This is a genomic window from Fictibacillus phosphorivorans (assembly GCF_007673525.1).
GTDB classification, from domain to species: domain Bacteria; phylum Bacillota; class Bacilli; order Bacillales; family Fictibacillaceae; genus Fictibacillus; species Fictibacillus phosphorivorans_C.
The window spans coordinates 343,548-356,684 of record NZ_VDZU01000001.1; the positions used below are offsets into that span (position 1 = coordinate 343,548).

6 protein-coding genes are annotated in these 13,137 nt (G+C 42.2%); 2 read left to right on the top strand and 4 right to left on the bottom strand.

The window, feature by feature from the left end; genetic code table 11:
• Positions 1-12: 12 nt before the first annotated feature.
• Genes FS458_RS01645 through FS458_RS01660 form a run of 4 tightly spaced genes read right to left on the bottom strand, consistent with a single transcriptional unit; the run spans position 13 to position 3,454 of the window.
• A complete protein-coding gene (locus tag FS458_RS01645; protein ID WP_144697095.1) occupies positions 13-1,281 on the bottom strand; it encodes a hypothetical protein in 1,269 nt (422 codons plus the stop codon).
• A complete protein-coding gene (locus tag FS458_RS01650) occupies positions 1,265-2,149 on the bottom strand; it encodes an ABC transporter ATP-binding protein (RefSeq protein WP_144697098.1) in 885 nt (294 codons plus the stop codon). The genes FS458_RS01645 and FS458_RS01650 overlap by 17 nt, the downstream gene beginning before the upstream one ends.
• Positions 2,150-2,899, bottom strand: a complete 750-nt coding sequence (locus FS458_RS01655; RefSeq protein ID WP_144697101.1) for a hypothetical protein — start codon at positions 2,897-2,899, stop codon at positions 2,150-2,152. It lies immediately after the preceding gene.
• Entirely contained in the window at positions 2,900-3,454 is a 555-nt protein-coding gene (locus tag FS458_RS01660; RefSeq protein WP_260858246.1) for an RNA polymerase sigma factor, read from the bottom strand. It abuts the gene before it with no gap.
• Positions 3,455-3,799: 345 nt separating this feature from the next.
• Between FS458_RS01660 and fabF the strand changes: the two genes are divergently transcribed.
• Both fabF and FS458_RS01670 read left to right on the top strand, forming a co-directional pair.
• On the top strand, positions 3,800-5,053 hold the full coding sequence (gene fabF / locus FS458_RS01665; RefSeq protein WP_144697104.1) for a beta-ketoacyl-ACP synthase II: 1,254 nt from the start codon (positions 3,800-3,802) through the stop codon (positions 5,051-5,053).
• Complete coding sequence (locus FS458_RS01670) at positions 5,054-13,123, top strand: non-ribosomal peptide synthetase (RefSeq protein WP_144697108.1); 8,070 nt, start codon at positions 5,054-5,056, stop codon at positions 13,121-13,123.
• Positions 13,124-13,137: the final 14 nt, after the last annotated feature.

A 13,137-nucleotide genomic window follows, 5' to 3' on the forward strand; every position in this document is an offset into this window, starting at 1 on the left:
TTCGCGTCCTATCTATATATTTTCTTTAGCAAAACGTTTGATGAAAAACCATGCTGTGAGCAGTAAAGCGATTAACCATCCTGTGACGGTAATGACTTCGTAAAATTTGAACGTCGTAAAAACTCCGCTTTCCATCCACCATTTCTTCACATTCATCACTAGAATAAAAGGAGAGAAGTGCGTGTAAAGAAGCATTGTACTGTCCTTGGGCATGATGCTTGGCATATAAAGACCTGCCAAAAAGATAACACCAAAAAGTGTGAAAACGATGTAGCTGTTCCGTATCAGCATGGAGAGGCAAAACGTAATCAAAACAAATAGGATTTGGCAGATTACAACTAAACCACATGACATGAATAGATATTGGATAAACGTGACGTTCCACCAGCTAATAAAAGGTATTTTGTTTAATTCGATTAAGAACCCTGTACTTATCGGTACGTTCCACAGGCCAGAATAATCAAACACTATAAAATAAACAGACAATGTTATAGCGAGAAGAGCGACAGTTACAAGTGTTGATGCAAAGGTGGACACAAGAAGCTTATCCCACATCAATCTTCTGCCACGTTTTGTTGCATAAGTGACTAAAGCTGTTCTATGTTCAAACTCATAGTTCACGATAAAAGCAGTGAAAAGAACGATTAAGATCATCGCCTGAAAAAGCATAAACCCAAATAACGTTTTAAAAAGAAAAGAATGCGTTCCGAACATCTTTCCATGAAAGAAAAGATGAAGATGTTCTTTGTTCTGGACGAGTTCTTCAACACGTGGTTTTAATACAGCGTATTGCTCACGAACTTTTTCAGCAGCTGCACCTTTCAATCCGAAAAGCCTAATGCCTTCTTCTGCATTTTCCATTACATTTAGTTCATTATATTTTGTCTCAATCTCTTGTATGGAGTTCACATACGTTTCTTTTATCGCGAGTTTGTTGATGTCTTGCAGCTCTTCTTTTGAATAAATGTTTGATTCAATCAAACTATAGTAGAGTTCGGGCTTATAAAATTCCGCTGCGGTTTGGTAGGTGTCTCCAGTCTTGCTCTGTGTGAGCTTATTCCAAGTATTTAAATCTTGCTCATAAGAGGTTTGCAGCTTTTGACGCCCCTCTTCATCCATTAACGTTCCCGTTTCTTGTACGATTGGCTGAAGTGACTTCATATCATGACGCAGATTTGATTGCTGATAGATGAGAAAGCAGTTGAACAAAAGAAAGAGTACGAACAATCCTAGAATAATAGGTGATGAGATGATTTTTTTAAATTCAAGCCGTTTGATCATCTGAAAGTACTCCATCTTGATAGATATACAAAAAGACATCTTCTAAGTTCGGATGAACCGGTTTCCATTCTGGTTTAGCTGTATCTTCTGTTAAGAAACGCATGTACATGCTTCCGTTTTCTTGTTTTTCGGACAGTGTAAGGTAAGTAGTACGAAATTGTTCTGTTTGTTCATAACTCACTTCGGTCTCGTAAACGAGGCCTTGAATGTTACGGCAGATGTTAGAAACAGTATCTTTGTATAACACTTCTTGATTTTTAATCATGATGATCTCGTTTGCGATCGATTCTACATCTGATACGATATGTGTGGATAAAATGACAATGCGATCTCGAGCGAGATTCGTAAGCAGATTACGAAAGCGAACTCGTTCTTTTGGATCTAAGCCAGCTGTGGGTTCATCTAGAATCAAAATCTTCGGGTCGTTCAACATGGCTTGAGCGATCCCAACACGTTGAATCATCCCGCCTGAAAACTTCTTCATCTTTTTATTTGCCACATGATCCAGTGCTACAGTTTTAAGCAGTTCTTCAACACGAGTAATCGCCGTTTTTGGGTGTATTCCTTTTAACGCTGCAAGGTAAAGCAGATAAGAGGTTGGCGAATAATTTTTGTAATAGCCAAACTCCTGAGGAAGGTAACCGATTATCTCCCGGTACTTTTCATCCATCTTAATAATATCTTCTCCGTCGTAACGGATGCTTCCGGTCGTCGGAAACAAGAGGGTTGTGAGCATCTTAATTAAAGTTGTCTTGCCCGCTCCGTTCGGCGCCAATAAACCATATACGCCGTTACAAAACTCGAGGTTAATATTTTTCAGTGCATTGAACTGTCCAAAATTCTTTGTAACGTCTTCAACAAGTAACATCTATAAAACTCCTTCTCGAAATGCAATTAGTTTTTTTAATGAGTTCACATAGAGTGCGAGACTTACGGCACATACCACCATGTACACATAGCTCGGAACATGACTGAGAAAAGCAGCGTATACATCTTGGCTTAGCAATGCTGGGATAAAGTTTACTAGCAGCCAGCTCGCCATCAAGGCATAGGTAGAATATCTTCCTTTTATATGCTGCAAAACATAGAGATACAAAACGGAAAATATGCTTAATGAACTGCATGATAAAAGCAAGGCTTGAAGTACGCTGATCGATTGAAAGAGCAGGGAAACAATAAGTATTAAAAAACTGTTTAGAATGAGTGCGAGCACACTAAAAATCAGCATTCGAAAGGCAGCCAGCTGAAACACGTGATATTTACATGTCATCTCGACGGCAAACGTGTTTTTGGTTAACGCAATTATTAAAAAAAGGGACGCGACGGTAAAGTATATAACGGGTGATAGCGTAAAAATAAAGAAGTAAATGTCGTTCGTTTTGATGGAAGAATCCAGCGAGAGTATGCCGTATAGAAACACACAAAGCGCTAAAAAGACGACAAATAAAATCTCAGTCGCGTCGCGGAACAGGTAACGGAAACCAAGCTGCTGATACATGTCGGTTAGGTATTGAATAAAGGATTTTGGTTTGGTCAGCCCTGCAGAAACGATGGATTGTATGTGTTTTTTCATTTCATGCTTCTCAGGGTAATCAACGTGAAAACTGTGTTTGTCCACTTACTCAGCCTCCATTCGCTGTTTGATCTTTCGTATTGCAGAATAATACTTGGTCTTAATGGATGATTCAGGAATATCCAGTGTGACGGCAATTTCTGAAAACGTTTGCTCTGCAAATAATTTTAGGCGCAGTATTTGCTGATCTTTTACATGAAAAGCGTTTAAGAGGTCAATCACTCTTTGGAGATCTTCTTTATACTCCAGCTCAATCGTAAAATCTGAAGATGCAGCGACTTCATCAAACTCCAAGTAGTCTGTGGACTGAGCATATGTATAGTGGCGAGATCTAAAATAATCAACCACTTTATATGTGGCGATCCGGTATAGCCATGTTTTAAACGAGGCTTTTTTGTCATCGTAATGATGAATGGACTGCAGCATGCTGATAAAGATTTCCTGCGTTAAGTCCATCGACAGTTCTTTATTGAGCGTCTGCTTGTAAACGTACGCATAAATAGATGGATAGTAATGGGCGATGAGTTCGTTCGCAGCGTTCTCATCAGATTTTTTTTGGATTAGCTTGATCCATTTTTTCTGTTGCAACTGTTTCATCATGATTTTTCTTCACTTCCAGACTGGAAAAGGGTGTCATACTTTTACATTCGTAAGTAAGAGGTAAATAGTTTTACATTTTATAAATTTTTTACCAATTTAATTATAAAATCAATCTCCTTAAAAAGACTATTGATCATTTAAGTTACTAGGATGAATGTAGATTTTACAGTACGTGTAATAAATAAAAGAACACGTTCCGTAAATATACAGTATTGTTTTACTCAATTATTAAAAGTAATAAAAATTGATAATGGACTTTGAACCTTAAAGTTGCGGAAATTACGGATGTAGCACAAACGCAATATTTGTAGAATTGACATGATATTAGTGAAGAAGGAGCTACTTATGCGAAAAAAAGTGGTTATAACGGGAATGGGAATCATCTCACCAATCGGTCATACCCTCGATTCTTTTTGGTTCAACTTGAGTAAAGGAGTCAGTGGGATCGATTATATTAAATCTTTTGACACATCGATCTTTTCTTCGAGAATCGGAGGAGAAATAAAGAATTTTGATCCGACAGAATATTTATCATCTAAAGAAGTCAATCGAACGGATACATTCACACATTATGCTTTAGCAGCCACTCTTGAAGCTGTTGAACAAGCTTCACTAAATATGAAAGAACTCGATCCGTTTCGTGTAGGCGTCTTGGTTGGGTCAGGGTCAGGCGGGACAGGCATGATCCTTGAAAACCATCAGACCTTACTCACGAAAGGAGCAAGAAGAGTAAGTCCTTATCTCGCGTCTGGGATGTTAATCAACTCGAGCGTAAGTGAGATCGCTATAAAACTAGGCGCAAAAGGAAAGAGTGGTTCTTTCGTTACCGCATGTGCCGCAAGCAGTAACTGTATTGGTGAAGCGATGCGTGCTATCCAATATGGCGATGCGGATATCATGATTGCCGGAGGAACTGAAGGTGCTATCACACCACTGGATCTTGCATCGTTCACTAAGATAAAAGCATTGTCTACACGAAATGACTCTCCACAAGAAGCCAGCCGCCCTTTCGATCGATCTCGGGACGGCTTCGTGATCGGATCAGGTGGAGGGATCGTCGTTTTAGAGTCAGAAGAATCAGCGCTACGTCGTGGAGTTCCTATCATCGCTGAACTCGCAGGGTACGGAGCTACTAACGATGCATACGGTGTAACTGCTCCTGACCCTGAAGGACATGGTGTCATCATGGCCATGAAACGAGCGATACAAGATGCGGACCTTACCCCTGATGACATCGACTACGTCAACGCGCATGGCACGAGTACCAAATTGAATGATCAATCTGAAACGTACGCGATAAAAAAAGTGTTTGGTGAACGAGCTTACGAGTTACCGATCAGTTCAATCAAATCGATGACCGGCCATTTATTGGGTGGTGCTGGGGCAGCCGAGCTAATCGCGAGTGTGTTATCCATACAGAACAAATTGGTACCGCCAACTATAAATCATTCAGAACCTGATGAAGATATGAACTTAAACTTTGTGCCTAACCGAGCGCAGAACCATCGCATCAGAACGGTGTTGAGTAATTCTTTTGGTTTTGGTGGACATAACGCTTGTTTAGTCGTGAAAGAGTGGGAAGAGGAGAGGGAAGTCTAGATGGATACTGTTTATACTCACGTGTTAGAAGGCAGAAGAGAAACGTTCTCAAATGATGATGCCTGTATTCATCATTTAATTGAACAACAAGTAGAAAGAACCCCTGATCATGTAGCGGTCTTCTTTCAAGATGAGTCACTTACGTATAGAGAGTTGAACGACAGAGCAAATCAGGTGGCTCACCTGTTATTGAATAAAGGACTCAAGCGAGAGGAACCTGTCATTGTCAGTCTTGAGCGATCACTCGAGATGGTCATCGCGTTACTCGGAATCTTAAAAGCGGGAGGTGCATATGTTCCCGTCGATCCGACTTTTCCTATCGCAAGGATTCAAGGATTGGTGAGTGAGTTAGGACAGCCACTCGTTCTAACAACGAAAAAGTACCAATCTCTTTTTGAAGATTGTGATGTTGTTTGCTTAGACACGTTTTCATGGAGTGAGAAGCTGATCGCAAATCCTGAGGTGGAGATGGACGCAGATTCTCTCATGTACATCATCTATACCTCTGGCTCTACCGGCAAACCAAAAGGCGTCATGAACACGCATCGAGCGCTCAATAATCGGCTTCAGTGGATGCAGCGTGAGTTTTTACTCAACGGTAACGACCGGATCCTGCAGAAGACACCGTATAGTTTCGATGTATCCGTTTGGGAGTTCTTTTGGCCGTTGATGGAAGGTGCATCGATCGTCATGGCCAAACCAGAAGGACATAAGGATCCGGATTATTTATATCAGACGATTCAAGAATATAGGGTGACGACTCTGCATTTTGTTCCATCGATGCTTCAACTCTTCTTGGATGCTGTTCCCGATCTTTCTCAAACTTCTATAAAGAGGGTGATCTGTAGCGGAGAGGCATTAAAGAAGTCGACAGAAAGCCAATTTTTTGATCAATCGGCTGATGTAGAGCTTTATAACCTGTACGGACCGACAGAAGCAGCGATCGACGTTTCATATTGGAGATGTACGACGGATGACAGAAGTTCTTCTGTTCCGATCGGGTACCCCATCAGTAACATCGATCTCTATCTCTTAGATGAAAAGATGCGACCAGTGGCTCAAGGGGAGAGCGGGGAACTGTATATCGGTGGAGTGGGACTTGCGACCGGTTATTACGGACAACCGACTCTAACGAGCGAACGATTCATCCCGAACCCTTTTGAAACGGGAGAGAAATTGTATAAGACAGGAGACCTCTGTCGCCTGCGTAGAGATGGAGCGATCGATTATATCGGTCGTAACGATTTTCAAGTTAAGATCAACGGTTTACGAATAGAACTCGGTGAGATCGAACATGCTCTTGAGAACTCTGACCACATTAAGCAGAGTGTCGTTATGGCGGTTACAGAAGGTACACGACAGTTTTTGACGGCTTACCTCGTATTAGAGGACGAGCAAGATTTTGTAGAAGAGGAAGTACGAGAACAACTGCTGAACGTACTGCCAGCCTATATGGTTCCTACTCTGTTCGTTTGTTTAAAAAAACTTCCGCTATCAATAAACGGAAAAGTGGATCGTGCAGCGCTTCCTCGTCCTATCCTAAAACAGGAAATGAATGATTCTGAAACGTTGACTGAGACGGAAACGTTTATCGCAAGTATTTGGAAAGATGATTTAGGAGTTTCTTCATCTCTTCATCAATCCTTTTTGTACATAGGTGGAAACTCATTGTTTGCGGCACGTGTGGCTAGTCGTCTCAGAAAAAAATATCGCGTACAGATGACGATCCAAACAGTCTTTGAACATCCAACGATCTCTAGTCTAGCATCTTATGTGGACAGTAAGAGTGTGATCCTAGAAGACGAAGACTTACAGTTCATGTGTGAGAGCGGTAATACCCTCTCTGACGCGCAAAAGAGGCTCTGGTTCCTCAACGAGTTAGAGGGTGCTTCTTCTCTTTATAACCTTCCTAGTTTTGTAGATATAGAAGGAGACCTCAGACTACAAGATTTTAAGAGTAGTCTCGATCTTGTCATACAAAATCAAAGTGTACTTCAAAGCCGTTTTTTAACGAAAAACGGTGAACCAGTTTGTGTGATCGACGAAGGAAGAACAAGTGACTTGGTTATGTTGGACTATTCCATGTCTTCCTATAATCAAGCGATCAAGATGACCGAAGATTATATGAGAGAAGATGCTGCTAAACCGTTTCACTTATCAACCGGTCCTCTGTATCGGTTTACCTTATTTAAGGTATCTGATGATCAGCATCGTTTCTATTTTAACTTTCACCACATCATCTTTGATGGGTGGTCAGAATCTATCTTCTTAAACAACCTTCTTTCAGCTTATGAGGGAGAGCCAGTCAAGGTATCTGGTAGTTATAAGGATTATATCAACTCTCAAGAACGTTATTCATCGACCACAGAAGCACAAGAAGAGATCAATTTCTGGAAACGTAAACTGAGTAAAGACACGCCATCTATCGAGTTGTTCAAAACTCAAAAACATAGAGAGAGCACTGGTAGTCCTGGTGGTGAGGTAACTTTTCAGTTATCTAAGAAAGAACTTCATTCATTAGAAACGTTTTGCCAGAGCTTAGGAGTGACGCTCTACACGGGTCTCATTTCGTTGTACAAACTCTTAATCTACAAGTTATCAAGTGAAAAAGACGTCTCGATCGGTACACCTGTTGCTGGGAGGTCGTTCGAAGGAACTGAAGACATCATCGGCATGTTTGTGAACACGATCGTCTTACGTAACCAGATCGAAGGTACGATGACGTTTAAGGATTTTCTTCAATCGGTAAAAAACACGACGCTTGAAGCTCTTTCAAACGATAAAGTACCGTTTGAGAAGGTCGTAGAGGCGGTCCAACCGAACCGAGCGTCGAACCAAAACCCGCTCTTTCAATACATGTTCGCTTTTCAGAACTATCCGGATGCCGTAACAACAACAGATACACTCAAACTGGGGCATACGGTCTTATTAAACAATCACACTTCGAAATTCGATCTAACTTTGTTTCTTGAACCTTCTGATGAAGGTCTTAAAGGGAAGTTTGAATATAGAAGTGACGTGTTCCAACAAAAGGATATAGACCGACTGGCTTCACTGTTTAAACAAATGTTTAAATTCATAGAATCTGAGAACCCGATCGATGAATGGTCGTTAGTAACAGATGAAGAACGAGAAAAGGTGATCTATGGTTTTAACAAGACACAGATGGCTTTTCCTGATGTTCATCTTCACGAACTGTTTGAAGGACAAGTTAAGAAAACACCAGATCACGTAGCAGCAGAATACGAGGGAGAAACGATCACGTACGGTGAGCTTGAAAGAAGGGCCAACCAGCTCGCTCATCTTTTGATACAAGAGGGCATCACTCCAGATACACCAGTCGGACTTGTGATGGGTCGATCCATCGAGCTCGTCATCGCGATGATGGGTATCTTAAAAGCTGGAGGCGCTTATCTTCCTTTAGATATCGAGGCACCCGAATCACGGATGAAAGACATCTTGATCGATGCGAACGCGCCGATCTGTATAACGAATCAAGCGTTAACACTCGGAGAAGAAAAAGAGATCAACGTTTTGATGTTCGAAGAGATTCTGAGTCGAATGGATGATCTCTCGACTGAAAAGCCGACGGTCGACCTGTCCCCACTGAACTTAGTATCTGTGTACTATACGTCGGGATCAACCGGAAAACCAAAAGGCGTGAGCAGCAAACATAGAGGCTGGGTGAACCGAGTTTGTTGGATGCAGAACAAGCACCATCTAAGAGAGGGTGAGACAGCACTTCAAAAGACGACATTGACGTTTGATGATGCGGCGATCGAATTCTTCTGGCCGTTAATGGTAGGGGGAAGGATCGCTCTGATCCCGCCGGGAGCACATAAGGATCCTCATGAGATCTTACGTTATGCCGTTCAGTATAACGTGTCACTTCTTCAGTTCGTACCGAGCATGCTGCAGATGGTCATCGACGAGATGACGCCAGAGATGAAAGAGAAGCTTCAAAATCTTCGAGTCGTTGTCTCGAGTGGTGAAGCGTTAAAAAGCGAACTGATGAACCAGTTCTATGAAAAGATGCCGGGCCATCTATACAACACATGGGGTGCGACGGAAGTATCGATTGATTCTACATGTTTTGATTGTAAACAGGATCACACGGGTGGTTCATACATAGTGTCAGTCGGAAGACCGATCGATAACAACCGGGTGTATGCGCTCGATCGTTATCTTCTGCCGGTTCCAATCGGCGTGCCAGGTGACTTATACATTGCAGGCATCGGGCTTGCGAGAGGATATCTGAACAACCCTGAAAAAACAAAAGCTTCTTTTATGGAAGATCCTTTTTATCCTGGTGAACACATGTATAGAACCGGAGACCGCGGGTATCTCACGGAAGACGGAAACATCATGTTCTTAGGAAGAGAAGATAATCAGGTAAAGATCCGAGGGATGAGAGTGGAGTTAGGTGAGATCGAAAATCGCATCCGCGAAATCGACGGAATCAAAGATGCGGTGGTTTTGTTTCAAAAAGGAGATGTGGTCTCCCACCTTATCGCCTACTTCTCGAGTGATGAGTTTGATCTGGATGGGTTGACGATCAAGAACAAGCTCTCAAAAGAGCTTCCAGAATACATGGTACCGAGCTTTTATATGGAACTTCAACAGTTCCCGCTCAACGCTAACGGGAAAGTCGACCGAAACAATCTACCGAACATATCTGAATCGAACTTAGTCGTAAGCACAGAGTTTACGGTACCTTCAAACGATACGGAAAGAGAGATTCTATCGATTTGGGTAGAAAAACTAGGTATCGATCATATCGGGACGAACGATAATTTCTTTGAACTTGGCGGACACTCTCTGTTAGCCGTAAAGATCATGGCAAGCATCAACAAAGCGTTTTCTTTAGCATTACCTGTAAAGGTGCTGTTCGACCATCCGACGATCAAAAGTCTTGGCGAAGTCATGAACGTTTACGAGAAAACAGATCAACTTACGATAACGGAACGAACAGATAAAACAGAAGAGGTCCCTTTAACAGATGCACAAAGAAGCATTTGGTTTCTCGATCAACTCAACCAAGACAGCAAATACAACATGCCGCTCGTTTTGAGGTTACATGGACTCATGGATCCTGAAAAACTTCAGCATGCGATCAACGCATTAATAGATCGGCACGAATCGTTGCGGACTTCTTTTATCAATAGAGACGGTGAACCTCTTCAGATGGTAATGGATAGAGGGGAGATCGAGTTGATCAGTCAAAAGGTTGAGAAGGTTTCGATTCAATCGATCGTCCAACAAGAACTTCAGACTCGGTTCGATCTCACCCAAGGACCTTTGGTGAGAGCCACTCTTGTCGAGATGGTCGATGAGATGTATCTGATACTCACGTTCCACCACATCATCTGTGATGGATGGTCGCTCATGGTGATCAAAGATGAACTTATCAAGCTTTGTAACGGTGAAGAACTTTCGCCATACCCTGTGCAGTATCCAGACTATGCACTCGCTTATAACGAACAAGTCGAAAGAAACGAGAACAGTCAAAAACAGCTTCAGTACTGGAAAGAAAAACTTAGTGGACCCATACCTCTCCTGCAGCTGCCTCAAGATTTGGACGAAAACCGAAAAGGCAATAACACGATAAAACAACACGTGCCAAAACCGTTTTCTAAGATGATCAAGCAGTTCAGTAAAGACCAAAAATATACACCGTTCATCGTGTTTCTTGGCGCGTTTTATGCGCTACTCGCGAGACTCTCAAGAGAAGAGGACATCATCGTCGGAACACCGATCGTCAACCGTCCTTTAGAAGAGCTGGAAGGGTCGGTCGGGCTGTTTTTAAACACCTTGCCATTACGAACGACGGTGAAGAACGATGTGACTGTACAAGAACACTTGGACATCGTACGAGATACCGTCTTCCATGCTTTTCACAACCAAGATGTTCCGTTTGAGAGAATCGTAGAGACTGTTCAGCCTGAGAGGAACTTAAACCGTAACCCATTGTTTGATGTGATGATCAACTATCGCAATTTTGAAGAGAAAACAGATTTTAGAGTCGGTGAGATGAATGTCCAAAAAGTGGATGTGGATGAGATTCAATCCAAGTTCTTCATGACGTTGTATATCGAAGAAACAGAATCAGAATATGTGTTAGACCTTTCGTATCAGAACAGCTCGTTCTCATCGAAGAGGATGGAGGCGTTCATCGAACAGTATTTGCATCTGTTAAGAACTTGTATCCAACAACCACAGATGATGCTAAAAGAATGTTCACTCGTAACACCATCGCTCTCACCTCTTCTACCTGATTTAGAGAGTCAGCTGGTCCCAAAAGAGTATACGCGTATCACGGATCTGATAAGGCGTATTGGAGAGGAAACACCAGAACAAACGGCGGTTGAAGAAGACGGCAACAGTTATAGTTACAAACAGTTGAACCACGAAGTAGATCGAGTGGCATCAGGGCTTCTCTCCACTACATCACCAGGTGACGTAGTCGCGGTTTACGGAAAACGAAGTTACCATATGATCGTTTCTATCTTAGGCGTGTTAGAATGTGACGCTGTATTTTTAAACGTAGATGAGAACGTACCAAGTGTTCGTTTAAAAGAGATGTTATCGCAGTCGAACGTGAAGCGAATTCTTCTGACAGAGGAGTTGAACCCAGACCACGTATCCGTCTTAGATGAATTTTCGCTACCACTATCACGTTTTGATGAACTTAGTGAAAATCTCGTAGATCTCGCGATAAGACCGAAAGAGAATCGTGGCGCTTATCTTTTCTTTACATCAGGGACTACCGGAAAACCAAAAGGGATCTTAGGAACACATAACGGGTTGTCACACTTCTTAGAGTGGCAGCGTTCTAATTTTAAGATCAAACATAGTGATCGGTTCGCACAGCTGACGAACGTGACGTTTGATGTTTACTTACGAGATGTTTTTCTCCCCTTAACATCAGGAGCGACATTATGTATTCCGAGTGAGCATGAAGACGTTCTGTCTTTTATAGAAGAACAGAAGATAACCGCGATACATGCGGTGCCATCTTTATCAAAACTCTGGATCAAGTCGTATGAGGGGAACCAATTGAGCGACCTTCGGTATGTTTTCTTTGCCGGAGAAGCACTTTCAAAAGAAGTGATCACGCTTTGGCATGCAAAAAGTCATGCGGAATTAATCGGTTTATACGGACAAACGGAAACGACACTCGCTAAAAGTTTTTATGAAGTCTCAGGAACCGAAACCTATGAACACATGCCTATCGGTCGATCGTTACCTGACACCCAGATCTTTATCTTAAACGACAGTGGAAAACTGACAGGGATCGGTGAAGCAGGTGAGTTGATTGTACGAACACCTTATAAAACGCTCGGGTATCTAGATGTTCAGGAAACGTTTGTAAAGAATCCATTTACGGATTGCGAAGAAGACAAGATCTATCGTACAGGAGACATCGGTCGATATCTGCCAACAGGAGAGATTGAAATACTCGGCCGTCAAGATGAACAGATCAAGGTCAGAGGCGTTCGCTTCAACAAGCGTGAGGTAACAGAAGCGGTCAAGCGAATTCAAGGGATCAAGGAATGTTACATCCTCGATGTAAAGGAAAAAGACGAGGTCACTCTATACGGCTATGTTGTGACAGATACTATCACATCTGAAGAAATCCGAGAGCAGTTATATCATGTTTTGCCACTCAGTTTGATCCCGAACACATTCATCGTTGTTCCGTATCTGCCTGTAACCGTGAACGGTAAAATCGATAAGGCGAAACTGCTTTCTTATAAGAGTCAAGAAGTGGAAGTAGTGAAGAAAGAAGCACTTCCTCAAGAACTACCGATCAACAAGATATGGGAAGACCTCTTAAAGCTTCCTCATATGAGTAACACAGATAACTTCTTTACCCTTGGCGGCCATTCATTGTTGATCGTGAAGATGATCGGTAAGATCAAAGACCAATTCGGCATCGAACTCTCGTTGAAAGAGATCTTTAAGAACCCGACGATCCATAGTATCGCTGAGTTGCTGTCGAAAAAGAAAGTCAAACCTAAAGGTGAGATCAAGCGAGTGAAGAGGGTTAAACAAACTATCAAGAATTAAAGGATGTGCCAGCA

What these genes read in the sequence shown, in the direction of transcription:
- FS458_RS01670 (WP_144697108.1), top strand. Translation starts at nt 5,054, where the DNA reads ATGGATACTGTTTATACTCACGTGTTAGAAGGCAGAAGAGAAACGTTC.
- fabF (WP_144697104.1), top strand. Translation starts at nt 3,800, where the DNA reads ATGCGAAAAAAAGTGGTTATAACGGGAATGGGAATCATCTCACCAATC.
- FS458_RS01650 (WP_144697098.1), bottom strand. Translation starts at nt 2,149, where the DNA reads ATGTTACTTGTTGAAGACGTTACAAAGAATTTTGGACAGTTCAATGCA.
- FS458_RS01645 (WP_144697095.1), bottom strand. Translation starts at nt 1,281, where the DNA reads ATGATCAAACGGCTTGAATTTAAAAAAATCATCTCATCACCTATTATT.
- FS458_RS01660 (WP_260858246.1), bottom strand. Translation starts at nt 3,454, where the DNA reads ATGATGAAACAGTTGCAACAGAAAAAATGGATCAAGCTAATCCAAAAA.